Source organism: Sphingobium abikonense NBRC 16140 (assembly GCF_001598335.1).
GTDB classification, from domain to species: domain Bacteria; phylum Pseudomonadota; class Alphaproteobacteria; order Sphingomonadales; family Sphingomonadaceae; genus Sphingobium; species Sphingobium abikonense.
This window is the reverse complement of record NZ_BCYT01000006.1, coordinates 19,120-41,769: the sequence shown is the minus strand read 5'-3', so window position 1 is coordinate 41,769 and position 22,650 is coordinate 19,120. Positions and strand designations below refer to the sequence as shown.

The 22,650-nt window shown below is 65.5% G+C and carries 21 protein-coding genes and 1 pseudogene; 5 read left to right on the top strand and 17 right to left on the bottom strand.

The window, feature by feature from the left end:
* Window positions 1–184 precede the first annotated feature (184 nt).
* The 7 genes and pseudogenes from SAB01S_RS19025 to SAB01S_RS08870 form a co-directional block, all read right to left on the bottom strand.
* Window positions 185–1,024: pseudogene (locus SAB01S_RS19025) on the bottom strand (XrtA/PEP-CTERM system-associated ATPase); the annotation flags it as partial.
* A gap of 24 nt (window positions 1,025–1,048) precedes the next feature.
* Window positions 1,049–2,653, bottom strand: coding sequence for a hypothetical protein (locus tag SAB01S_RS08895; RefSeq protein ID WP_062732691.1), 1,605 nt, complete (start codon window positions 2,651–2,653; stop codon window positions 1,049–1,051).
* Window positions 2,650–3,573 carry a P-loop NTPase gene (locus SAB01S_RS08890; protein ID WP_062732845.1) on the bottom strand — a complete coding sequence of 308 codons (924 nt, stop codon included), beginning with the start codon at window positions 3,571–3,573 and terminating at the stop codon, window positions 2,650–2,652. Before SAB01S_RS08890 ends, SAB01S_RS08895 begins: the two co-directional genes overlap by 4 nt.
* 14 nt (window positions 3,574–3,587) lie before the next feature.
* Window positions 3,588–5,108 (bottom strand): XrtA system polysaccharide chain length determinant, encoded by a 1,521-nt coding sequence (locus tag SAB01S_RS08885; RefSeq protein ID WP_062732690.1) that lies wholly within the window; start codon window positions 5,106–5,108, stop codon window positions 3,588–3,590.
* Between the two features lie 2 nt (window positions 5,109–5,110).
* Window positions 5,111–5,755 carry an XrtA/PEP-CTERM system exopolysaccharide export protein gene (locus tag SAB01S_RS08880; RefSeq protein WP_021224880.1) on the bottom strand — a complete coding sequence of 215 codons (645 nt, stop codon included), beginning with the start codon at window positions 5,753–5,755 and terminating at the stop codon, window positions 5,111–5,113.
* 130 nt (window positions 5,756–5,885) lie between these two features.
* Window positions 5,886–7,118, bottom strand: a complete 1,233-nt coding sequence (locus SAB01S_RS08875; protein WP_062732689.1) for a pyridoxal-dependent decarboxylase, exosortase A system-associated — start codon at window positions 7,116–7,118, stop codon at window positions 5,886–5,888.
* Window positions 7,115–8,632, bottom strand: coding sequence for an acyl-CoA ligase (AMP-forming), exosortase A system-associated (locus SAB01S_RS08870; protein WP_062732844.1), 1,518 nt, complete (start codon window positions 8,630–8,632; stop codon window positions 7,115–7,117). Before SAB01S_RS08870 ends, SAB01S_RS08875 begins: the two co-directional genes overlap by 4 nt.
* 77 nt (window positions 8,633–8,709) lie before the next feature.
* Between SAB01S_RS08870 and SAB01S_RS08865 the strand changes: the two genes are divergently transcribed.
* Entirely contained in the window at window positions 8,710–9,720 is a 1,011-nt protein-coding gene (locus SAB01S_RS08865) for a GNAT family N-acetyltransferase (RefSeq protein ID WP_083951249.1), read from the top strand.
* Between the two features lie 28 nt (window positions 9,721–9,748).
* Complete coding sequence (locus SAB01S_RS08860; RefSeq protein ID WP_062732688.1) at window positions 9,749–10,036, top strand: acyl carrier protein; 288 nt, start codon at window positions 9,749–9,751, stop codon at window positions 10,034–10,036.
* A gap of 21 nt (window positions 10,037–10,057) precedes the next feature.
* Here the strand turns inward: SAB01S_RS08860 and trxB are convergent, their stop codons facing one another.
* From trxB to SAB01S_RS08815, 9 genes are all read right to left on the bottom strand, one after another.
* The gene (gene trxB, locus SAB01S_RS08855) at window positions 10,058–11,020 is read right to left on the bottom strand and encodes a thioredoxin-disulfide reductase (protein WP_062732687.1); all 963 of its coding nucleotides are present in this window, start codon (window positions 11,018–11,020) and stop codon (window positions 10,058–10,060) included.
* A gap of 180 nt (window positions 11,021–11,200) precedes the next feature.
* Window positions 11,201–11,815 (bottom strand): F0F1 ATP synthase subunit B family protein, encoded by a 615-nt coding sequence (locus SAB01S_RS08850; protein WP_009822101.1) that lies wholly within the window; start codon window positions 11,813–11,815, stop codon window positions 11,201–11,203.
* Entirely contained in the window at window positions 11,808–12,302 is a 495-nt protein-coding gene (locus tag SAB01S_RS08845) for a F0F1 ATP synthase subunit B family protein (protein WP_062732686.1), read from the bottom strand. The genes SAB01S_RS08850 and SAB01S_RS08845 overlap by 8 nt, the downstream gene beginning before the upstream one ends.
* Before the next feature lie 89 nt (window positions 12,303–12,391).
* Window positions 12,392–12,619, bottom strand: a complete 228-nt coding sequence (locus SAB01S_RS08840; protein WP_004207392.1) for a F0F1 ATP synthase subunit C — start codon at window positions 12,617–12,619, stop codon at window positions 12,392–12,394.
* 53 nt (window positions 12,620–12,672) lie between these two features.
* Window positions 12,673–13,431 (bottom strand): F0F1 ATP synthase subunit A, encoded by a 759-nt coding sequence (locus SAB01S_RS08835; protein ID WP_500797398.1) that lies wholly within the window; start codon window positions 13,429–13,431, stop codon window positions 12,673–12,675.
* Window positions 13,432–13,505: 74 nt separating this feature from the next.
* Window positions 13,506–13,829, bottom strand: coding sequence for an AtpZ/AtpI family protein (locus SAB01S_RS08830; protein WP_062732842.1), 324 nt, complete (start codon window positions 13,827–13,829; stop codon window positions 13,506–13,508).
* Window positions 13,830–13,990: 161 nt separating this feature from the next.
* Window positions 13,991–14,395, bottom strand: coding sequence for a YdbL family probable chaperone protein (locus tag SAB01S_RS08825; protein WP_062732684.1), 405 nt, complete (start codon window positions 14,393–14,395; stop codon window positions 13,991–13,993).
* On the bottom strand, window positions 14,392–14,580 hold the full coding sequence (locus tag SAB01S_RS08820; protein ID WP_062732683.1) for a YnbE family lipoprotein: 189 nt from the start codon (window positions 14,578–14,580) through the stop codon (window positions 14,392–14,394). Before SAB01S_RS08820 ends, SAB01S_RS08825 begins: the two co-directional genes overlap by 4 nt.
* On the bottom strand, window positions 14,580–17,801 hold the full coding sequence (locus tag SAB01S_RS08815; RefSeq protein WP_062732682.1) for an intermembrane phospholipid transport protein YdbH family protein: 3,222 nt from the start codon (window positions 17,799–17,801) through the stop codon (window positions 14,580–14,582). Before SAB01S_RS08815 ends, SAB01S_RS08820 begins: the two co-directional genes overlap by 1 nt.
* A gap of 136 nt (window positions 17,802–17,937) precedes the next feature.
* Between SAB01S_RS08815 and radC the strand changes: the two genes are divergently transcribed.
* Window positions 17,938–18,633, top strand: coding sequence for a RadC family protein (radC, locus tag SAB01S_RS08810; protein WP_062732681.1), 696 nt, complete (start codon window positions 17,938–17,940; stop codon window positions 18,631–18,633).
* 15 nt (window positions 18,634–18,648) lie between these two features.
* Here radC and SAB01S_RS08805 read toward each other — a convergent pair whose 3' ends face one another.
* Window positions 18,649–19,653 (bottom strand): NAD(P)H-quinone oxidoreductase, encoded by a 1,005-nt coding sequence (locus SAB01S_RS08805; protein WP_062732680.1) that lies wholly within the window; start codon window positions 19,651–19,653, stop codon window positions 18,649–18,651.
* Between the two features lie 105 nt (window positions 19,654–19,758).
* On the opposite strand from SAB01S_RS08805, the gene SAB01S_RS08800 reads away from it, so the two are divergent.
* Both SAB01S_RS08800 and clpA read left to right on the top strand, forming a co-directional pair.
* Complete coding sequence (locus SAB01S_RS08800; RefSeq protein WP_062732679.1) at window positions 19,759–19,956, top strand: DUF1192 domain-containing protein; 198 nt, start codon at window positions 19,759–19,761, stop codon at window positions 19,954–19,956.
* Between the two features lie 156 nt (window positions 19,957–20,112).
* Window positions 20,113–22,443 carry an ATP-dependent Clp protease ATP-binding subunit ClpA gene (clpA, locus tag SAB01S_RS08795; protein WP_062732678.1) on the top strand — a complete coding sequence of 777 codons (2,331 nt, stop codon included), beginning with the start codon at window positions 20,113–20,115 and terminating at the stop codon, window positions 22,441–22,443.
* Window positions 22,444–22,650: the final 207 nt, after the last annotated feature.

Sequence of the window (22,650 nt, the reverse complement as noted above, 5' to 3'; positions counted from 1 at the left end):
GCTCATACTCCTGCTGCGAGGCGGCAACGCCACGGTCCCACACGGGGTCGTCGACCAGGTCGGCGCTGTCATCCGCCTCGACCGGCTCGAATTCCTCAGCGACTTCGGCCTGCACGACAGGCTGTGCGTCCTCGTCCGCTTCGACCGTCTCCGCGACCGCGTCCTCCTGCACATCGTCCAGCGCGGAGGCGGCGATCGGTTCGGGCATAATATCAACGTCCAGACCCATGTCGGCCACCACCGCCGCCACAGCGTCGGCATCGATCTCATGAATCTGCTCGATCGCGCCCAGCAGCAGCACGCGGCTGATCAGCGCATTCAAACGGCGCGGCACGCCACCGGTTGCGGCATAGAGCGCCGAGAAGGCGGCCGGCGTGAAGGCGGGATTGCCGGTCCAGCCTGCAATGCCCAGCCGATGGATGACATAGGGTTCGACTTCGCTCGGCAGCATCGGTTCAAGATGATGGGTCGCGATGACGCGCTGGCGCAGTTGCTCCAGATCGGGCGAGCGCAGCAGATCGCGAAATTCCGGCTGCCCCAGCAGGAAGATTTGCAGCAGCGACTGGCCGCCAAGCTGGAAATTGGACAGCATCCGCAATTCCTCGATCGCCGAAACGCTGAGGTTCTGCGCTTCATCGACGATCAGCAGCGACCGGCGACCCGCGCGCGCCTGGCCGTGAAGATACCCCTCGATCTTTTGCAGCGTCGCCGCTTTGGTATAGCCTTCGGTCGCAAGACCGAAGCTCTGCGCGGCGAGGCGCAGCATGTCGTCGCCCTCCACCTGCGTCGACACGATCTTGACGGCGGTCAGCCGCGACGGATCGATCGTCTGCATCAGATGGCCGACCAGCGTCGTCTTGCCCGCGCCGATGTCGCCGGTGATGACGATGAAGCCTTCGCCCTGCGCCAGGCCATAGCCGAGATAAGACAGCGCCTTGCGGTGCGTCGCGCTTTCGAAGTAATAATGCGGGTCCGGCGTCAGCTGGAACGGGCGGCCCTGAAGTCCGTAATATTGCTCGTACATTAGCTCGTCTCCATGCCCCAGGCGCTAGAAGCTGTAGCGCAGGCCGACCTGCCCCAGAGCGCTGATCACCGTGTCGATATCGTCTGCCTGAACCCCGTCCAGACCCAGCGAGGCGGACGCCGAAAGACGCCGGCTCAATCCCTTGAAATAGCTGGTGAACGCGCCATAATTCAGCACGTCAGGACGGCCGCCGCTGGCGTCGAAATAATTGAGATAGGCGACCGTTTCCAGGCTGTCGCGGTCGTTGAACATATAGGTCATAGAAGCATTGCCGAACCAGTTTTCGTCGCGCGATCCGCGCACCAGCACCATTTCGCCCTGCGGCGTGATGAACTTGCGCTGCGAATAGCCGGCGCCCAGGCCCCAGCCCCACTGCCCGCGCCGCAACGCATATTGCGCCGCCACGCCACGATAGCGGAAATTGGCCGCCGTGATGCCCGACAAGGCGTCGTTGAAACATTGCCCCCCGCCCGTGACGGAGAAAGCGCAGCCGGTGATGTCGCCCGTGAAGGGATTGCGCGCGACATCGAAATTGCTGCCCGACAATGCCGCCACGTTGGACGTGATGACCCGGCCGAAGCTGTCGATGCCGTCGAACACGACCAGCGCGAAATGGCTGTCCTGGCCCTGCCACAGGAAGCTGCCCTGATAGGTCATGCCGCCATAGCGTTCGCCCACCCGCGCCTGGAGCGAGGTGCGGCGGCTGGGCCGCCAGAGAACGCCCGCGTCCCAGATGATGTCGCTGAAATCATAGACAAGCGCGCGTGGCGAACTGTCGTCGGTGACATAGCGGCCATTGCGGATGACCGGCAGGCCGTCCTCGTCCAGCAGCGGCGAACGCTGGCTGATCTTTATCTCTTCATAACCGACGCCGCCAACCAACGCGACGGTGGGAGAAATCGGCACGGTCGCGTCCACCCGGCCCCAGGCGTCCTCGAACCGCTGGTCGAGCTGCCGCGCATCTTCGCGGTCATAGCCCGCGCTCGCGGTCAGGCCGACGCCCGGCAGCAGCGTGTCAGGCGAAAAGCCGACCGAACCCAGCAGGCTGTGCGTCCAGCTGTCGGCGAAGGAGCCATTGGGCTGCGCACCCGCGAAATTCTGGTCGACGCTATCATCCACCCGCGCATAGCCCAGGCGATAGAAAGCGTTGACGTTGAGGTCGCCCAGCTGCGTCGTATAGGACGGCCCGGCATAGGCGGCCCAGACCTGGCTGGTAAAGGTATCGCGCTGCGGCAGCGCGCCCGACAGGCCATCGGTGCGCACCCGGCTGGCAAGGCCGCCGGTCTGGAAGGTCAGGCCTCGCGCCACATTGAAATTGGCGCTGGCAATGCCGCTCAGCACATCCTGATCGACCGCCTGGCTGCCCCAGCCGAAGCTATGATTATATTGGGCGTCGATCACCGCTTCGACGCGGCGATTCTGCACTTCGGCGGTGATTCCGGCGGTGAGGTTGGTGTAGGTCAGAACGTCGCCGCCGCCCTTCAGGGGCGCGGTCACGACCTGATCGATGCCAAGATACGGCACGACATCGACGCGCCGGTCCGCGCGCGACTCCTGCGCCATGGCCGGACCGGCCGCCAGTGCGGCGACACCCGCCGACGCGAGCCATATGGTGCGATGGAGCGTCATCCGCGCCCCTCCCCCTTGTCATGATAATGGCCAAAATGCCGCCCGGTCGTGAAACGCGCGGCGTTGAGCAACAGGCGCACCTGGGCGCCGCCCTTGAGCAAGGAGGCCGCTTCGCGCACCGCGCTTTCGCTGGTCCGGTCTGCCTGCACCACCAGCAACGCGATGGCGGCATGTCCGGCCAGAACGGCGGCGGGCGACGCGCCGAGCAGCGGCGGCGAATCGAAGATCAGCACGCGTTCGGGCCGTCCTTCGGTCAGGCGCGCCAATAACGTCTGGGTGCGGCTCGACGCCAGATATTCGGTGTCATTGTTGCTGCGCTGCCCGGCGGGCAGGACCGACAGCGAGGGCAGATCGGTGCGGATGATGCAATCCTCAATCGCGATCACCGGATCGGCCAGCGCGTCCATCAGTCCGGGACCGGGATTGAGGCCCAAGCTCTGCGGGATCGACGGACTGCCGAAATCGGCGTCGACGAGCAGGATTTCCAGGTCCTTTTCCGCCGCCAGGCTGAGCGCCAGATTGATCGCGCAGAAGCTCTTGCCCTCGCCGCTGTTGGGCGAGCAGACGAGTATGCGGTTGCCGCGCGCATTGTCGCGCAACTGCGCCAGCAGATCGCGCTTGAGCAGGCGGAATTCTTCGCTCATCACCGTCACCGGGCCTTCGGGCAGCAGGAACCCGCCCTGCGCCAGCGCATCGCGATCGATCGGCTGCACCGGCCCGGTCCAGGCCGGCGCACGCTGCACCGGCGCGTCCGGCGCACCGGGCGCGGCGGGCATCTCGACTGGCGGCGGCAGCGGCGCGTCGGCCGGCACGTCGACAGCCGGGGCCGCGCGCCCCTTCAAGGCGGCGGTGAAGTCGTAAATCTGGGTCGCGCGCTCGATCAGCGATCCGCGGCCCTTGATGGAGCTATGCTGGTTCATGGGATCGCGCTCCTTCACGCCATGCCGCGCTGGACAAATTCGACCGCGATCAGCAGCAGGCAGACGCCCGCCAAACCTCCGCTCGCGGCGGCAAACCATTTCATCCGCTGTTTCTCGACCGCCTGCCGGGCGGCGCTGCGCACCTGGCTGATCGAGCCCGCGACCGGCAGGCCGATCGCCCGCTCCAGCCGCGCGGCGGTGGAAAAGCTGCCCTTGAGCTGGCCCAGGGCAAAGGCGACGCCGATACCGGCCGCGATGGCGAGCACCAGCACGCCCAGCAGCAGCAGCGGCCGATTGGGCGCGGTCGGCGCGGTAGGCGTGCTGGGCGGCTGGATCACGCGGAACTGCACCGCGCCGGTTTCGGTCTTCACCTCGCCGCGCAGGCGGATTTCCTCCCGGTCGGCGAGCAGCTTGTCATATTGGGTCTTGAGCACCTCATAGTCGCGGTCGAGCTTTTCCTGCTCCGACGCGATGCCGGGTTCGTCGACCTGGCGCGACATCATCGCGTTGAGATCGGCCTGGAGCTGCGCCTTGCGCGCCTGGAGCGCCTGCACCGTGGCGGCGCGCTCGGCCTGCATCGACTTGATCGACAAATAGGCGGGATTGGGCGTGCCGCCGCCACCGCTCGCGCTGCCGCCGCCGCTCTTGCGCAGCGCGTCGACTTCGCGCTGGGCGGCGATGACATCGGGATGGCTGTTGGTCCAGCCGCGCGCCTTCATCGACGCGAGGTTGGCCTGCGCCTGCGCCAGTGCCGATGGGCCGCCCGAAGCGCCCACGCCCGGCAGCGTCTGCGGTGTGCCGGCCAGCTGGCCGTTCATCGCCGTCAGCGCGCTTTGCGCCTGCACCAGTTGCGAGTCGATATTGTTGATCTCCATCCGCGCCGCGTCCATGCGCTGGCTGATGGAGCCGGCGCCCGGCAGCAGCCCGGCATAACGCTGGGCAAATTCGATGCGGCGCTGGTCGGCGGCCTCCAGCTGCTTGGCGCGGCCAGCGATCTGTTGATCGAGGAAGGCCAGGCTCTGCTTGGTTTCGCGGCGGTCGCCCGACAGATTTTCCTCCTGGAAAATGTCGATCAGCTTTTGCACGACCTGCTGCGCGATGCGCGCATTGGCCCCGTCCGACAGGCTCGAATCGGCCGAAATGGCGCTGATGTCGATCATGCTGGGGTCGGCCTGCGCCATTACCGTGATGTTTTCGCGCAGCGTCGTGATTTTGGCAGCGATGTCGCGCGGGCCGGACACGGTCTGCGACAGGTCGGTGCCGCGCACGACCTTTTCTAGATTCTCCGCACTCGCCAGCGTGCTGCGCAGCCGGTCGAGATCCTGCTGCGACTGGACCTGGGTGATACCCATGCGGTCTTCCAGCAGCGACTGGGTATTCACATAGACCCGCGCCTTGGACTGGTAGCTGTTGGGGATGAGCGCGACGCCCAGCCAGCCGAGCATGGCGACGCCCCAGGCGACCGCCAGCGCCACCCAGCGCCGGTTCCATATGCCGTGCCACAGCACGAGCAGTTCATCGTAAAGGCCCGCCATGGTCAGAACATGCTTTCAGGGATGATGATGACGTCGCCGGGGGCCAGCATGACATTGGCCTTGGTGTCGCCACGCTTGAGCAGGTCGTTGAGGCGGACCTGATATTCCTTCTGCTTGCCCGTATCCTTGTCGAAGCGGACCAGGCGCGCGCGGTTGCCCGCGGCAAATTCGCTGAGCCCCCCGACCGCGATCATCGCGTCAAGCAGCGTCATGTTCGCGCGATAGGGGATGGAGGCCGGCTTTTCCGTCGCCCCCACGATCCGCACCTGCTGGCTGAACGTGCCGCTGAAATTATTGACGATGACCGACACCAGCGGATTTTCGATATATTGCGAAAGCGCCAGCTTGATGTCGTCGGCCAGCATCTTGGGCGTCTTGCCCACCGCCGGCATGTCGGTGATGAGCGGGGTGGTGATGCGCCCGTCGGGCCGCACCTGCACCTTTGCGCCCAGTTCCGGATTGCGCCAGACGAAGATGGTGAGGTCATCGAGCGGGCCGATGACATATTCCTCGCCCGGCCCTTCCTGCGTCGACACGAAGGACGCGGGCGGCAATTGCGGCCCGGACGGCGCGGAGGCGCAGCCCGACAAGGCGACGGCGGGCAGCGATACCCCCATCAGGAACCTGGAAACCGACACGAAACGCATATTCTCACCCCTTGCCGTGCCCCGGTGCGCCCGGCCGCCAAGGAGTGGCTGCGGCAGGAACGCACGGGCTTTGGGCAATGTCATGCCGGTAAAGGGTAAAGATAGCGTTAGGAGTCAAGTCATTCGACTATCACCCAAGTAAAAGCTCCCGCGCGGGTGGATGTCCCAAAAAGGCCATCGGGCTGGCGGATGCTCCATAGGCTCCGGCCAGAAATATCGCGATCAGGTCGCCTTCGCTGATTTCAGGCAGCGCCACCTTGTCGCCCAGCCGGTCGATCGGCGTGCACAGACAGCCCACAATCGTCACGGGATCAAGGGCCGGAGCGGATTCGAAACGATTCGCCACGGCAATCGGATAGTTGCGACGCACGACCGTGCCGAAATTGCCACTGGCGGCAAGCTGATGATGCAATCCGCCATCGACGACGACGAAGAGTTCGCCTTGGCTGTCTTTCACATCGACGACGCGGGTGAGGTAGACGCCCGCTTCCCCGACCAGCCAGCGCCCCAGTTCCAGCGCGAATCGGCTGCCAGCCAGAATAGGCGGTCGCGACTCCAGCGCCTGGCCCAGCGCCGTGCCGATCGGGCGAATGTCGAGCGGCGTGTCGCCGGGAAAATAGGCAAGGCCAAAACCGCCGCCCAGATTGACGAGCGGCGGCGTCGCGCAGACCTCCTGCGACAATCGCGCCGCCAGAGCGATAGTGGCCGCCTGCGTGTCGATGATCGCCTGCGCATCCAGATTCTGGCTGCCCGCAAATATATGCCAGCCGCGCCAGTCCGCGCCCGCTTCGATCACCATGCGCGCCAGCGCCGCCGCACGGTCGGCGTCGACGCCGAAGGGCTTGGCCCCACCGCCCATGCGCATCCCCGACCCTTTCAGGTCGAAATCGGGATTGACCCGCACGGCAAGACGCGGCTGCTTGCCGATCGCCTGACCCGCCGCGATCGCACGGCGTGCTTCGCCTTCGGATTCCAGGTTGATGGTGACGCCGGCGAAAATGGCGGCGGTCAGTTCATCCGTGCGCTTGCCCGGCCCGGCAAAGCTGATGCGGTCGGGCGCCATGCCCGCCTCCAGCGCCATTTCCAGTTCGCCGCCCGACGCAATGTCGAAGCCATCGACCTGTACCGCCATACGGCTCAGCAGCGGGGCGAAGGGATTGGCCTTGATCGCATAATGCAGGTCGATGCCAGCAGGCATGGCGTCGCGAAAGCGCCGCACCTGCGCCTCCACCAGCGCCATGTCGTACACGAACAGCGGCGTGTCGCCCGCTTCGTCGACCAGGCTTTTCGCGCCGCATCCGCCGATCAGCAACATGCCGTCTTCACATCCAAAGCCGGCCGGAATGGGGCCCATCGGCTTCATGCGCCCTGCTCCCGCGCCAGCGCCACCCGGTCGATCTTGCCATTGGGGTTGCGGGGAAACTGATCCAGCATGACGATGTCCCTGGGCTGCATGAAATTGGGAAGCTCACTTTTGAGATGCGCGGCGACGGCGGCGGGCAGATCATCCCCCTGCCCGCGCAGCAGCAATCGCACCGCCTGCCCCAGCCGGTCGTCCGCTATGCCCAGCGCCACGGCCTCGGCGACGCCGGGGACCGCGCCGGCGGCCTCCTCAATCTCGGTCGGGCTGATGCGGTTGCCGGCGGACTTGATCATCGCGTCGTCGCGCCCCACGAAATAGAGCAGGCCCTGCGCGTCCCGCCGCACGGTGTCGCCCGACCACACCGCCATGCCGCCATAGCGCGATGCAGGCGGCGCGGGGCGGAACCGCTCGGCCGTGCGCGCCGCGTCCCGCCAATAGCCCTGCGCCACCAACGGCCCGCAATGGACCAGTTCGCCCGGCTCGTCATCATCGGTGATACTGCCATCGGGCCGCACGACCAGGATTTCGGCAAAGGGAATCGCCCGGCCCATCGAATCGGGATGGCTGTCGACCAGCGCGGGCGGCAGATAAGTGGAGCGGAACGCTTCGGTCAGGCCATACATGGGATAGAGGTCCGCTTGGGGGAACAGCGCACGCAGCCGCGCGACCAGTGGCCGCGTCAGCGCCCCGCCGCTGTTGGTCAGGCGCCTGAGCTTCCCCGCCACATCCGCCGGCCAGTCCAGTTCGGTCAGTTGAACCCAGAGCGGCGGCACGCCCGCCAGCGTGGTGATGTCGTGACGATCCACCAGCTTCACCACATCGCGCGGCGTCAGATAGTCAAGCGGATAGACGCATCCGCCGGCAAACCAGGCCGAAAACAGCTGGTTCTGGCCATAGTCGAAACTGAAAGGCAGCACGCAGGCGGTGCGGTCATCGGGCGACAGACGCAGATAGTCGGCGACCGCCACCGCCCCCAGCCACATATTGGCGTGGGTCAGCATCACGCCCTTGGGCCGACCGGTCGATCCGCTGGTGTAAAGGATGGCCGCCAACGCCTGCGGATCGGCCTGCGACGCGCCGATGCCATCCCCGCCGCTCATCGCGCAGGCCGCGTCATCCTCCCGATGAAGCTGGCATCCGGCGGGCACGTCATCCGGCGTCAGGCTTTCGATCCGCGCGCCCGTGCCGATCAGCATGGCCGCGCCACTGTCGGCCAATATATGGGCGACCTGGCCATGTTTGAGCAGCGGGTTGACCGGGACATGGACCAGCCCCGCGCGCGGCGCGGCGAGCGGCATCAGCGCCGCCACCGGCCCTTTCGCCATCCAACTCGCCACGCGCGTGCCCGGCTCCAGCCCGAAACCCGCGAGCCATTCCGCCAGCCGGCCCAACGTCTGTTCCAGTTCGGCATAGCTATAGCGGCCCGACCGGCCATCGAGCGCCGGCGCGGCCGCATCGCCGCGCAGCAGCAGATGGTCGATCGGCAAAACCGGCGCGCCATCGATTAGGGACATGGCTTCAGCCATGGATGCTTAACGCCATGTGCAGAATTTTCTCCTAAGGCTGCGCAGTTTGGGGCGGAGATAGTCGGTTGCAGGCGCCAAGGGAATATCACAGCTTCGCCGATGTGCGACGCGCGCTGGGGCACAGGCCCGGCGCGTTCGATGGCGCGCGGCTGTTCGACCGGCTCGAGTGGATGGAATCGCTTCATCGCCATTGTTTCGCCGATGTGCCGCTTCGTATCCTTCATGCAGGCCAAGGGCATGGCGAAGCCTGGCTGTTCCTGCTTGCCCCGGCGCGCAGGCGGCTTGAGGCGCTGGCCAATTATTACAGCTTTGCCTTCGCTCCTGTTTTCGTGGGTGCGCCGGCCCCTGCGGCGCGTTGCGCGATGCTGGAAGCCATGGGCCGACATCTGCGTTCCAACGGCGCGCGGATAAGCTTCTACCCCCTGGAAGACTGCGCCGAACTACGTGGGGCACTGAGCCGGGCGGGATGGTGGACGGTGTGCCGAACTATGGGAGCGCGCCATCTGCTGACGCTCGACGGAAGGGATTTCGATACCTATTGGTGCGCGCGGCCGGGCCGGCTGCGCAACCTCGTCCGGCGCAAGGGGCGCGGCGATCCTTTCGCGTTGACCATATATGACCGGCTGACCCCGGACCTGTGGGACGATTATGTCGCGGTCCATGCGCGTAGCTGGAAGGCGGACGAACCGGCCGGTGGCCTCGCCTTCCTACGCGATCTGGCCAAGCGGGAAAGCACGGCCGGCAGGCTGAGGCTGGGCTTCGCGCGGCTGGACGGTCGCGCGGTCGCCACCCAGTTATGGACGATCGACCACGGCGTCGCGCTGATCCACAAGCTGGCGCATGACAAGGCGCTGGATGCGCAGTCGCCCGGCTCTTTGCTCAGCCACGCGATGTTCCGCCATGCCATCGACCAGGACCGCGTGACGATGATCGATTATGGCACGGGCGACAATGGCTACAAGGCCGACTGGATGGAGCAGCGCATCCCCCTAACCCGCCTCGATGCGTTCAACCCGCGCGCCGTCAGCCAGTGGCCTGCCGCGGCCCGCGCGATGATTTCCGCGCTTGTCGGCTAGGCCGCTAAACTATAGTTAGGCGCCCATTATGCACGCCGCCCATCCCCAGCCGTCAGGCCAGTCGATCCCCGTCGAAACCCAGATGCGGGCGCTGCTGCGCGACGCGCTTGGCCTGTCGCAGGACCGGGTCGATGCGTTCGACGCCGACACGCCGCTGTTCGGTGCGCTGCCCGAACTGGATTCCATGGCGGTCGCGGGCCTGCTGACAGAGATGGAGGATCGCTTCGGCATCCTTATCGACGATGAGGATATTGACGGCGATACGTTCGAAACGTTCGGATCGCTGCTCGCCTTCGCGCAGGCCAAGGTCGGCTGACCCCGGCCTGACGCGCGCGACTTACGCCTCTACCAGTTCCTCGAAATCCTGCTCGGCCAGGAATTTCTCGACATCCAGCGCCGCCATGCAGCCCATGCCCGCTGCCGTCACCGCCTGCCGGTAAATCTTGTCGGTCACGTCGCCGGCCGCGAACACGCCGGGGATGGCGGTGTGGGTCGTGCCCTTTTCCACCAGGATATAGCCCTCATCAAGCGGAAGGCTGTCGGCGAACAATTCGGTAGCAGGGTGATGGCCGATCGCGACGAAGCCGCCGTCGGTCGGCTCATGGCTTTTCTCACCCGTCACCGTGTCGATCAGGTCGACGCCGACCAGCCCTTCGGGTGTGCCGCCGCCCACGAAGCGTTCGACCGCCTTGTTCCATAGGATCTTGATGTTGGGATGGGCCTTGAGCCGTTCCTGCAAAATCTTTTCGGCGCGCAGCGAATCGCGGCGATGGATCAGCGTGACGTCATGGCTGTGGTTGGTGAGATACAGCGCTTCCTCGACCGCCGTATTGCCGCCGCCGATCACCACGACCTTCTTGCCCCGATAGAAAAATCCATCGCATGTGGCGCAGGCGGACACGCCCTTGCCCTGCAGATGCTCCTCGCCCTCGACGCCCAGCCATTTGGCCTGCGCCCCGGTGCAGATGACCAGCGTGTCCGCGACATAGAGCGTGCCGCTGTCGCCGCGCAGGCGAAACGGGCGTTCGGACAGGTCGACGTCGACAATCTGGTCATACATCATCTGCGCGCCGACATGCTCGGCCTGCGCCTGCATCTGCTCCATCAGCCAAGGTCCCTGGATTACGTCTCGGAAGCCGGGATAATTTTCGACGTCGGTGGTGATGGTCAGCTGCCCGCCCGGCTGCATCCCCTGCACCACGATCGGCGCGAGGCCCGCGCGCGCGCCATAGATGGCGGCGGACAGGCCGGCGGGGCCGGAACCCAGGATCAACATGCGGGTGCTGTGCGTGGCGGACATAAGGAAGCCTTCAATCTGCGATTCGGATCAGGGGGGAGAGATAGGCAGCCCGGCGCCCCGCGCCAAGCGAAGGATTTGCTTGGGGCCGGCGAAGCTGGCCTGCGGATATGCGCGCGGCCTCAACGGAAAAGGGCCGGCGCGATCCGCACCAGCCCTTTTGCTTCCGTCGTTGCAGCGCGTTCAGTTGATCGTGCCGAGCTTCCCGATGGCGCTGTCGACCAGCGCCTTGTCGGACTGGGCGTCATGACCCTGTGCGATCAGCGTGGCGGCGGCGCTGGTGGCGGCGTTCACCGCCTTGGCGCGGATCGCGGCGATGGCGGCGCGTTCGGCGGCGCCGATCTTGTCCTCGGCCATCTTCTGGCGGCGGACCACCAGTTCCTCGGCATGGGTGCGCGCGTCATCGACCAGCACTTCGGCCTCATGCTCGGCGGCCTTGCGCATGGCGTCCGCTTCACCGGCGGCGGCGGCGAGCTTGGCTTCATATTCGCCCTTAAGCGCCTCGGCCTCGGCCCGCAGGCGCGATGCTTCGGCCAGTTGCTCCTTGATCTGCGCGATCCGGCCATCGAGGGCGCCGCCGATCAGCGCGGGCACCTTCTTGACCAGCAGGATGAGGATGAACACCGCCATGGCGAGGCTCACCCAGGCGGTCGCGTCCATGCCGACCGCCTTGGGGTCGGTATGCGGGGCTACGCCCTCATGCGCGACAGTGCCGACTGGCTCCAGCCCTTCGGCATGGATCGCCTCGCCCAGCGAAGGGGCGGTCGCTTCGTGATGCTGTGCTGCTGCCTCAGCCATGGGCCAGTGCCGCCTTTACTGCGTTGCGGGCCGCTTCGTCCGATGCGTTCACGCCGGAAATGCGCGCCACCATGTCGCGCGCCGCGTCGGCGGCGACGGTTTCGATTTCTGCAATGGCCGCGTTGCTGGCGGCCTGGATGCGAGCTTCGGCCGCGGCGATCTTCGCCGCGACGTCCGCGTCGGCTGCGGCCATGCGGGCTTCCGACGCCTTGGCCGCGTCCGACTTGGCCTTGGCCAGCAGCGCCTGGGCTGCGGCGCGGCTCTGCGCGTCGCGGACCTTGTAATCGGCTTCCGCCTCGTCGGCGCGGGCAAAGGCCGCCTTGGCCGCGTCCAGATCGCCGCTGATCTTCGCGTCGCGCGCGTCCGCCGTGCCCTGCACCTTGGGCACCATGCCCAGGCCAATGACGAAGAAGACGAAGCCGAACGTCAACAGCAACCAGAATATCTGGCTGGAATAGGTTTCGGCGATTTGCGCGATTTGAGGCATGGTACGGGTCCGTCCGGTCAGAGGGCGGTCAAAATCAGGGAAGCGGGCGAGCGCGACGCGATGGCCGCCCCGCCCGCTTCAAATGCGTGTCAGGCCACGAACACCAGGATCATGGCGATAACGAACGCCAGCAGACCCAGAAGTTCCGCCGCGGCGAAACCAATGAACAGGCGGCCCTGTTGGCCGTCGGCGGCACCCGGATTGCGCAGCGCGCCTTCCAGGAAGCTGCTGAAGACATTGCCCACACCGAGGGCAGCGATGCCCGCGCCGATCGCGGCCAGGCCAGCACCGAGCAGCTTTGCGGCTTCTGCGTCCATGTCGTAAACTCCCTTGTTAAACAGTCAAAAACGTTAAAGAAATTGGCGAAATATCAGTGCAGGTTCTCGGCATCGTTGAGATAGACCGAGGTCAGCAGCGCGAACACATAGGCTTGGATCACCGCGACCAGCACTTCCAGCGCGCTGATGCCGATCATCAGGATGAAGCTGGCCGAACCCACGGTGAAGCCCAGCAGCGGCGACGCATTCGCGCTGTTGATGACGAACCCGGCAAGCACCTTGAGCAGCACGTGGCCCGCGGTCATCGCGACGAACAGTCGCAGACCCAGGCTGAACGGGCGCACCATGAAGGACACGAGTTCGATGAAGAAGAGCGGCACCACCATCAGCGCGGGCGTGCCATGCGGCACGAACAGCGAGAAGAAATGGAAGCCATGCTTGGCGAAGCCGACGATCAGCACGATCGAAAAGCTCATGATCGCCAGAACGCCGGTGGCGGTGAAGTGGCTGGTGAAGGTGAAGGGGTGCAGCCCGAACAGGCCGAGCGGCAGCAGACCCAAGAGGTTCGCCAGCAGGATGAACATGAACAGCGAGAAGACGTAGGGAATATATTTGCGGCCCTTGTCGCCGATATTGGCGATCAACAAATTCTTGATGAAGCCGGTCATATATTCGACCGCCATCTGCCAGCGGCCGGGCACCAGTTCGCGCTTCATGCCGCCGATCACGAAGATCCAAAGCACGAGCGCCGCCAGCACCATATAGAGCGCGCTGTTGGTGAATGCGATGTTGAAGCCGCCAAGAGACAGATGATCCGTACCGAACAAAGGTTCGATAGCAAATTGATGCATCGGATCGATTTTGCCGGATTCTGCCACGTTGACCCCTGTAACGTTCACGTCTTCGGACTAAGATAAAAGCGCCCCTATTGGTCGGGACGCTTTACCGTCGTCAATCTGATGATGTTCCTGAACGCCGCCACGATCCCAAGACCGAGGAACACGAGCAGGAGCCATGGGGATGTGCCAAACAGCCGGTCCAGAACCCAGCCGATCAACGCACCGCCGACAAGACCGCCGATCAGTTCAGCAAGAACCCTGTTGCCCAGGCGCGATCCATCGTCCGCCTGTTGCTCCCTGGCCCCCTGCCTGACCTTTTCGGCATGTTCGGCCCGGGCGATCCGCTCCTCCAGCGAAGCGATCCGCGCGTCCTCCCCTGCCGGGTCCTGTCCGGGTGTGTCCGCTGCCATGGCATCCTCCGCGATCCTGTATCGCGGCGGCATGGCGCTTGCGGCTGCACCCGTCAAGGCGCGGCCCGTTTAGAAAGGGGATTGCGGATAGTCAACCATGGTTGGCGCCAAGACTATCCTTGCCGTACGAAGGGATGAGAAAAGTCCGCCAGTGGCGGCTTTCACCCCCCCGACGCGCAATAGGACGGCAGCGCGATCGCGCCCGAACCCTTGGTCTGCCATGCGCCAGCGCCGATGCGATAGGCCTGGCCGGCCTTCAGGCGGCTCAGCGTCTGGCATGCGGTCGCCGCCGCTGCATCCTGCACCGTCACGCCGCGCTTGCCAGCGAGGTCGGTATAGGCCTGGCGCCGCTTGATATTGATCGATTCGACTTCCTTGCGAACCGTGTCGCTGACCGATCCTGCCACGCCCATATAGCCGTCGGCCTGCTCGCCCACCGCCCCGGACGACAGGGCCGCCGCCAGATCGGCCGACTGCGCCAGCGCGCCACCGGAAAAGCCAAGGCCACCCGCCAGCGCCATCGCGGCGGCGGCCATCCATGCGGATTTCACCATCTTGCGTGTCATTGCGGGAACAACTCCGGATTATTCTGGATAAGGTCCTGCGCATCGCGTTGCAGCTTCACCACGACTTCCTGCTGCACCTTGACGTTCAGGTTGATTTCGATCGGCTTGTCCGGGGCCTTCACCTGAATGCACCCCCCCAGCGCCGCGCCGGCAAGGCCGACCATCATTATGCTCTTTGTCTTCATTACGGTTCCCTGTTTATCGCCTTGTCGCTTTCCAGAGGCTGAACCGCAAGGGGTTGCGCGCCTTCGTCCCGCATCTTTTCCTGCGCCTGCTTGGCGATTTCGCCCTGCACCAGGCTGGACGGGTCGATGAAGGATTGCGCCGTGCTCAACAGGCCCCGGAAGGGTGCGGCGATCTTCACGTTGAAGATGAAGGGTAAGCCGATGAAATTGCGCGCCAGTCCACCCGGCGCCGCGCCCAACCGGTCGCGGTTGACGCCGTTGAACACGACATTCGTCACCATCTCGCCATCCAGCGCGCCGTCCATCAGGATGGTCAGGCACTTATATTGCAGATTCTTGAGCGCGTCGAAGGCGACCTTGCCCATGACGCCGATATCCTCGTTCGACACCGGCCCGACATAGGATAAAGTCCCGCCGATCTTCGTGGGATCGCACGGGATGGTCGGCAACACGCCTTCGGGCATCAGCAGCGGCTCCATGCCCGACTGCCGCGCGACCAGCACCCCGCCCGCCACACGGCCGCCCTTGGAATTGAAGATCAACGGCATGATCCCGTCGAACGTGCCGGTCGCCGAAACATTATCCAGCTCCATCGCCTGGATGAACGCGCCCGCGTCCAGCCCGATCACCCGAAACGTCATGTAGCGGTCGACATCGGCGCTGAAATCCATCGTCGTCGGCAAGAGCACGAGCTGCCCGCCGGAAAAAGGCCAGCCGCCCCCTTCGATCCGCACTTTCTGTCCCGCCTCCAGCCGGTAGCGTACGACGCCGTCGCGCACCTCGACACCCGGGTTGACCGACTTGATCGTCACTTGCTGGCCAGACGCCGTCACCAGGCCGATAAGGTCGGTGAAGCGAATTGCCCCGCTCAGCCCCTCGACCGGGCCGAAGGCCGCGGCCAGATTGGCATCGTCCGTGCGGAAGGTGCCGGTGCTCGTCACCTTGTCCCCGGTCCAGTCGATCCGCCCGTCGCCCGTCACCCTGGCGCGCACATTGGCGACGACGCCCAGCGTCAGCGGCGTCAGATCTTCGGGTTGCAGAGCCGCGTCGAACGTCAGGTCGGGCACGTTCAGATCCGCATGGCCCGTGCCCCGGCTCAGGTCATGCGCGATGTCGACGGTCGCGACCCGCGCGCCCTTGCCCGGCGCGGTCAGCGTGCCGGTGGCGGCGATCCGCCCGTCCTTCAGCGCCAGCTTGAAGTCGGGCACCGACATCGGTTTGAAGCGCGCCTGCGCCTGCGAATCGCGCACCGTCATCGCCGCTTTAAGGCTGAGCGTCCCGTCCGCGAAACGCCACTCGCCCGCGCCCTGTTCGACGATCAGCGGGACCGTGCCGATCTGGCCGCCCGCCTCTTTAAGCGTGCCGGCAAAGCCATTCTTGGTCATCGCGCCATCCATGGCGGCGGCGGTCAGGCGCACAGGGGCGTCCTGCGGCCCGATCGTCAGCGCCGGATTGGCGAGCGCAAAGCCCGACTTGCCCAGCAGCACGCGCGCGTCATCGGCGGTCAGCCGCATCGGACTGCCGCCGCTGCGCCCGGTCAGATCGACCTGCCTGATCGCGACGCCACCAGACACGCCCGCAGGCCCCATGGCGATCATGGCGCCACCCACCGGACACAGTGTCTGGCGCGTCTGCCCCAGGGCAAAATTGCCATAACGTGCTTCCACCAGCGACAGCGGCACGCAATCGGGATTGACCGACACCGCGCCATTGGCGGCGATCCGGCCGGTGATCGGCAGGCTGAGGCCGCGCAGCCGTCCATCGGGCAGCGGCCCGTCCAGTCGTATCGCGGTGCGGAACCGGGTCGCGCCATTGGCATCGGCGGTGAAGCGCACCCGGTCGAGCGCCAGCCGCGCATCGCCCGCGGCATAGGGATCGACGAACAATTCGCCGCCAAAGCCGCCGCCCGGCCGCCGCGCCAGACGCAGCGCCGCGCGGGGCAGGCCGCCCCCATCCGCCGTGATCGCGCCATCCAGCGCCCAGTCGACGCCCGCCGCCTTGCCCGGCCAGGCTATCGTCATCTGCCCGCCCTGCGCTATGGCGACACGCGCGCCGCTGCGCGCGTCAAGGGCGGCATCGGTGATCGCCAGGCTGCCGACGCCCCCTTTCTGCACCAGCGCCAAGGTCGTGCTGATGCGGTTGCCCGCACCCGCGCGCTCCACCGCGTCCGCCAGCTTCGCCGCCAGCGGCGCGACTGGCGTGCCCGCCGCCCCGCTGCGCAAACCGGTCAGCGGATTGCGCCCCGGCAGTCTCAGATTGTCGCCGTTCAGCTGTCCCTGAAACCGGGTTTCCGGACCGATCGCCCATTGCCCGGCCAGCGATGTGCGGCCCAGCAGCGCGCCGCGCCCGCTCAACCCCGTCGCATCCAGCCGCATCTGCCCGCTCGTCCGCGCGGCGCTGCCGTCAAAATCGACCCGCGCCCTGGGCGAGGCCAGCACCACGCCCGCGCCGCGCAGCGCCTTGCCCGACATGTCAGCGCGCCCGCTCCAGCGATCCAGCGCCTGTCCCAGAGTCAGGTCGATGCGCCCGGCCGGTTGCGCCAGCGCCGCGTCGGCATCCGGGCAGGCCAGCGCATCGGCGGTGACTGGCCCGGCCAGCCTCGGCTTGCCGCCGTCCATCGCGATGTCGAGCGACGCACGCATCATGGTGAGCGCGCATCCCGCCATCGCCGCGCGGGGCATGGCCGCCGCCAACTGCCCCTGGAAGCCTGACTGGAGATTGCCCGCACCGTCAATTTCCATGCCGACCGGGCCGACATCGGTATCCAGCGTCATGCGCGCATCGTTCAGCGCCACCTTGATGTCGGGCAGGCTGAACGGCGCCGTCGAATTGGGATCGCGAAACTGGTCCAGCTCGCCCAGTTTCAGCACGCCGTCATGCAGCGATCCGCGCAGCCGAACGCCGCCTGCCCTGACGGCGGCCACCATGGGCGTCACGCCGGCAAAGGCGATGTCCACCTCCACCCATCGCGCGGTAAGGTCGGGCCGGGCAGGATCGCCCAGCACGATATTTTCGATCCGCTGCGTGCGTAGGCCAACATCGACCAGGTCATAGCGCGCCTGCACGCCACGCCGGTTAAGTTCGCGCGTGACGAAATTTTCGGCGATCGGCGCGCGCTGCGTCCACAGGCCAACCAGCAGCAACGCCAGCGACCCCGTGCCCACGCCCAGCCAGCGCAGCCATGCCCGGCGAACCGCTTCTTCGCCGTCTTCTTCTTCCATGCCTATGGCCAACCCCGGCTTCGCTGCGACACTGATAATCCGTAACGGGATCATAACGTCCCGCCGCTCCTAAATATCCTTGCCCCGCGATTCCGCAACGCATAGCGTCTTGCCCACAGGTTCAGGGGACAGGAATTTGGCCGAACAGGATGCGAAAGCCACGCATGACGGGGCCGGACACCGCGCCCGGCTGCGGCAGAAACTGGCTGATGCGGGCGGCGAGGCGCTGCTGGATCATGAACTGATCGAATATTTGCTGGCGCTCGCCATCCCGCGCCGCGACACCAAGCCGCTGGCTAAACTGCTGTTGCGCGAATTTGGCGGCATTGGCGGCCTGATGACGGCCGACTGGCAGGCGATCGCCCGCGTGCCGGGCATGGGCGACACCAGCGTCGCGGCGATCAAGATCGTGCAGGCCACCGCCCTGCGGATGCTGCGCAACGACGTGGCGGCTCGGCCGGTACTCTCCAACTGGCAGGCGCTGCTCGACTATCTGCGCGCCGACATGGCCCATCTGGGGGTGGAAAGGGTGCGCGTGCTGCATCTCAACAGCCGCAACATGCTGATCCGCGACGATCATATGGGCGACGGATCGATCGACCAGGCGGCGATCTATACCCGCGAAGTCATCCGCCGCGCCATTGACCTGGGGTCAGCGGCGCTCATCCTTGTCCATAATCACCCGTCCGGCGACCCGTCGCCCAGCCGGCAGGATATAGACGTCACCCGTCAGATCATCGACGCGGGCAAGCGGCTCAATATCAGCGTCCACGATCATGTCATCATCGCGGGCCAAGGCCATGTCAGCCTGCGCGCCAAGGGGCTGCTCTAGCGCCGGCCCCGCGCCTTACATCGTCAGCACGATCTTCCCGAAATGCGCGCCCGAATCCATGCGGGCATGGGCCTTGGCCGCGTCCGCCATGTCGAATCGCTGGTCCATCGCCGGGCGCAGCCGCCCTTCGGCAACAAAGGGCCAGACCGTGCGGACGAGCTCGTCCGCGACCAGGCTCTTGAACCCCACCGATCGCGCGCGCAGCGTCGACGCGGTCAATGTCAAGCGGCGTTGCATGATTTGCGGAATGAAGATTTCCGCCTTCGCCCCGCCCAGCACCGCGATAGACACATGGCGGCCGTCTTCCGCCAGGCAATCGAGATTGCGCGCCACATAATCGCCGCCGACCATGTCGAGCACCGCCTGGCAGCCCTTGCCGTCGGTGATGCGCTTCACCTCCGCGACAAAGTCCTGCGTCTTGTAATTCACCGCATGGGTCGCGCCCCATTCCAGCGCCTGGGCGCATTTGTCGTCGCTGCCGCAGGTAACGATGATGCTGACGTCGAACAGGCGGCACAGGCTGATCGCCATGGTGCCGATGCCGCTGGTGCCGCCATGCACCAGCACCGTGTCGCCGGGCGCGGCATAGGCGCGCTCGAACAAATTGGTCCATACCGTAAACAGCGTCTCCGGCAGCGCGGCGGCCTCCACTAGGTCATAGCCTTGCGGAACCGGCAGGCACTGACCCGCCGGCGCGACCGCATATTCGGCATAGCCCCCGCCCGCCAGCAGCGCGCACACCTTCTGCCCGATCAGCTGGTCCGCGCCGTCGCCCGCCGCGACAATGGTGCCCGAAACCTCCAGTCCCGGAATGTCCGAAGCGCCCGGCGGCGGGGGATATTTGCCCTGCCGTTGCAGAACGTCGGGGCGGTTGACCCCGGCGGCGGCGACCCGGATCAGCACTTCGCCCTCCCCTGGCGCCGGCACCGGGCGGCGCTGCGCCACCAAGGCCTCTGGCCCGCCCGGCGCGGCGATGCCGATCGCCGTCATCTCCGCCGGAATGGAATAACCGTCCGCCATCTCGCTGTCCCCCGCTTGTGGCTTATATCCGTCAGCAGCCCGAAATCGGCCGGCCGTTGCGGCGCCCTTATTGACAGACTGATGCCAAGGGTCAACATTGTCGACATGGACTTGGATGACGATCTGCCACGCAAGGGCGATGATCCGCTGGCCCGCCTGATCAAACAGGATCTGGGGCCATTGTCCATGAGCGAACTGGACAGCCGCATCGCTTCGCTGGAGGCGGAGATCGAACGGACCAGACGCCACAAGGATAGCGCCGTTAACCATAAGGCAAGTGCCGAGGCGCTATTCAAGCGATGAACCGACGCCCCGCCCCCAGCGCCCTTCAGGGCTTCTTCGGGCTAGGGCAGTCTGGCAATTCCGCTGGTCGGGGGTCGCGCCTTGATCCAGCGTCGAGCAATGCCGACATGGGGTTCGATGACGCTCCCGTCACAGGGAGCATGGAGTAGAACAGACATGCCTTCTTTCGCAGCCGCCCTTGAAACCACCCTGCACAACGCGCTGACGCACGCGTCGGAACGCCGGCACGAATATGCGACGCTGGAGCATCTGCTGCTCGCGCTGATCGACGATGAACATGCGTCGAAAGTGATGCAGGCGTGCGGCGTGGAATTGGGCGAACTGGGCGACGCCGTCACCCATTATCTCGATACCGAACTGGACAGCCTTAAGGTCGAAGGGTCGTCCGACCCATCCCCCACCAGCGGTTTCCAGCGCGTCGTGCAGCGCGCCATCCTGCATGTCCAATCCTCCGGCAAGGATGAAGTGACCGGCGCCAATGTGCTGGTCGCGCTGTTTTCCGAGCGCGAATCCTATGCCGTCTATTTCCTGCAACAGCAGGATATGAGCCGTCTCGACGCCGTCAGCTACATCAGCCACGGCGTCGGCAAGGGCACGCCGACACCCGAGCGTCAGGAGACGAAGGGCGCCGCCGAGGAGGAAAAGAAGGTGCAGGACGGCAAGAGCAAGAAGGACAGTGCGCTCGATCAGTTCACCGTCAACCTCAATGAGAAGGCGGACCGGGGCAAGGTCGACCCGCTGATCGGCCGGTCGGCCGAGGTGGACCGCACCGTGCAGATCCTCTGCCGCCGGTCGAAGAATAATCCGCTCTATGTCGGCGATCCGGGCGTGGGCAAGACCGCGATCGCGGAGGGGCTGGCGCGCAAGATCGTCGAAGGCGACGTGCCCGACGTGCTCAAGGAAGCGGTCATCTATTCGCTCGACATGGGCGCGTTGCTGGCCGGCACCCGCTATCGCGGCGATTTCGAGGAACGGCTGAAGGCCGTCGTCACCGAACTGGAAAAAATGCCGCATGCGGTGCTGTTCATTGACGAGATTCACACCGTCATCGGCGCGGGCGCGACCAGCGGCGGCGCGATGGATGCGTCCAACCTGCTGAAACCCGCTCTGTCGGGCGGCACGATCCGTTGCATCGGGTCGACCACCTACAAGGAATTCCGCAATCATTTCGAAAAGGACCGCGCGCTGCTGCGCCGGTTCCAGAAGATCGACGTCAACGAACCCACGATCGACGACACGATCAAGATCCTCGCGGGCCTGCGGTCGGCGTTCGAGGAGCATCACAGCGTTAAATATACCCCCGACGCGATCAAGGCGGCGGTCGAGCTTTCAGCGCGTTACATCAACGATCGCAAGCTGCCCGACAAGGCGATCGACGTCATCGACGAGGTTGGCGCGATGCAGATGCTGGTCGTGCCGTCCAAGCGCAAGAAGACGATCACGCCCAAGGAGATCGAGCAAGTCATCGCCACCATGGCGCGCATTCCGCCCAAGACGGTGTCGTCCGACGACAAGAGCGTGCTGGAATCGCTGACCACGGACCTCAAGCGCGTGGTCTTTGGTCAGGATAAAGCGATCGAGGTTCTGTCGTCCGCGATCAAGCTGTCGCGCGCGGGCCTGCGCGATCCTGACAAGCCGATCGGCAACTATCTTTTCTCCGGCCCTACCGGCGTCGGCAAGACGGAGGTGGCGCGCCAGCTCGCGACGCTGCTCGGCATCCCACTCCAGCGGTTCGACATGTCCGAATATATGGAACGCCATTCGGTCAGCCGCCTGATCGGCGCGCCTCCGGGCTATGTCGGCTATGACCAGGGTGGCCTCCTGACGGACGCGGTCGACCAGAATCCGCACAGCGTGCTGCTGCTCGACGAAATTGAAAAGGCGCATCCCGACCTGTTCAACATCCTGCTTCAGGTGATGGACAATGGCCGCCTGACCGATCATCACGGCAAGACCGTCGATTTCCGCAACACCATCCTCATCATGACCACCAATGCCGGTGCGTCGGACATGGCGAAGGAATCGATCGGCTTTGGCGAGCTGACTCGCGACGATGTGCAGGAAGATGCGGTGAAGAAGCTCTTCACGCCTGAATTCCGCAATCGCCTCGATGCCATCGTGCCCTTCGGCTATCTGCCGCCCGAAATCGTCGCGCGCGTCATCGACAAGTTCGTGCTCCAGCTGGAGCTGCAACTGGCCGACCGCGACGTCCACATCACGCTGGACGATGACGCCAAGGCGTGGCTCACGAAGAAGGGCTATGACAAGCTCTATGGCGCGCGCCCGATGGGCCGTTTGATGCAGGAAAAGATCAAGCAGCCGCTCGCCGAGGAACTGCTGTTCGGCAAGCTGGTCCATGGCGGCGAAGTCCATGTCCATATGAAGGACAGCGACGGCGTCGAAGCCCTGGCCTTCGAAATCACCCCCGCCGCCCCCAAAAAGGGCAAGAAGGGCGGCAAGGCCAAGGCCCCCGCCGGCACCAAATAAGCATCCTTGCCAAGTGAAAGAGAAAGGCGGCCCGCGAGGGTCGCCTTTTTTGCTGCCAGGGACGACGCAAGGTATCAGCCCCGCCCTTACCGCTCCCATCAACCGGTCGCCCTTCTTCATGATCCGGCAAAAGAGCAGCAACAGGGCTTTCCTATATCTGCGGTGACGACCGCGCGCAAAAGCGCGGCGTTCAAAGCAGGAGACACG

Coding starts and splice junctions, on each gene's coding strand:
- SAB01S_RS08815 (WP_062732682.1), bottom strand. CDS start 17,801: ATGGAAGAAGAAGACGGCGAAGAAGCGGTTCGCCGGGCATGGCTGCGC.
- SAB01S_RS08835 (WP_500797398.1), bottom strand. CDS start 13,431: ATGCATCAATTTGCTATCGAACCTTTGTTCGGTACGGATCATCTGTCT.
- SAB01S_RS08875 (WP_062732689.1), bottom strand. CDS start 7,118: ATGAAGCCGATGGGCCCCATTCCGGCCGGCTTTGGATGTGAAGACGGC.
- trxB (WP_062732687.1), bottom strand. CDS start 11,020: ATGTCCGCCACGCACAGCACCCGCATGTTGATCCTGGGTTCCGGCCCC.
- SAB01S_RS08825 (WP_062732684.1), bottom strand. CDS start 14,395: ATGACACGCAAGATGGTGAAATCCGCATGGATGGCCGCCGCCGCGATG.
- SAB01S_RS08850 (WP_009822101.1), bottom strand. CDS start 11,815: ATGGCTGAGGCAGCAGCACAGCATCACGAAGCGACCGCCCCTTCGCTG.
- SAB01S_RS08830 (WP_062732842.1), bottom strand. CDS start 13,829: ATGGCAGCGGACACACCCGGACAGGACCCGGCAGGGGAGGACGCGCGG.
- SAB01S_RS08860 (WP_062732688.1), top strand. CDS start 9,749: ATGCACGCCGCCCATCCCCAGCCGTCAGGCCAGTCGATCCCCGTCGAA.
- SAB01S_RS08880 (WP_021224880.1), bottom strand. CDS start 5,755: ATGCGTTTCGTGTCGGTTTCCAGGTTCCTGATGGGGGTATCGCTGCCC.
- SAB01S_RS08890 (WP_062732845.1), bottom strand. CDS start 3,573: ATGAACCAGCATAGCTCCATCAAGGGCCGCGGATCGCTGATCGAGCGC.
- clpA (WP_062732678.1), top strand. CDS start 20,113: ATGCCTTCTTTCGCAGCCGCCCTTGAAACCACCCTGCACAACGCGCTG.
- SAB01S_RS08820 (WP_062732683.1), bottom strand. CDS start 14,580: ATGAAGACAAAGAGCATAATGATGGTCGGCCTTGCCGGCGCGGCGCTG.
- SAB01S_RS08805 (WP_062732680.1), bottom strand. CDS start 19,653: ATGGCGGACGGTTATTCCATTCCGGCGGAGATGACGGCGATCGGCATC.
- SAB01S_RS08885 (WP_062732690.1), bottom strand. CDS start 5,108: ATGGCGGGCCTTTACGATGAACTGCTCGTGCTGTGGCACGGCATATGG.
- SAB01S_RS08870 (WP_062732844.1), bottom strand. CDS start 8,632: ATGTCCCTAATCGATGGCGCGCCGGTTTTGCCGATCGACCATCTGCTG.
- SAB01S_RS08895 (WP_062732691.1), bottom strand. CDS start 2,653: ATGACGCTCCATCGCACCATATGGCTCGCGTCGGCGGGTGTCGCCGCA.
- SAB01S_RS08800 (WP_062732679.1), top strand. CDS start 19,759: ATGGACTTGGATGACGATCTGCCACGCAAGGGCGATGATCCGCTGGCC.
- SAB01S_RS08845 (WP_062732686.1), bottom strand. CDS start 12,302: ATGCCTCAAATCGCGCAAATCGCCGAAACCTATTCCAGCCAGATATTC.
- SAB01S_RS08840 (WP_004207392.1), bottom strand. CDS start 12,619: ATGGACGCAGAAGCCGCAAAGCTGCTCGGTGCTGGCCTGGCCGCGATC.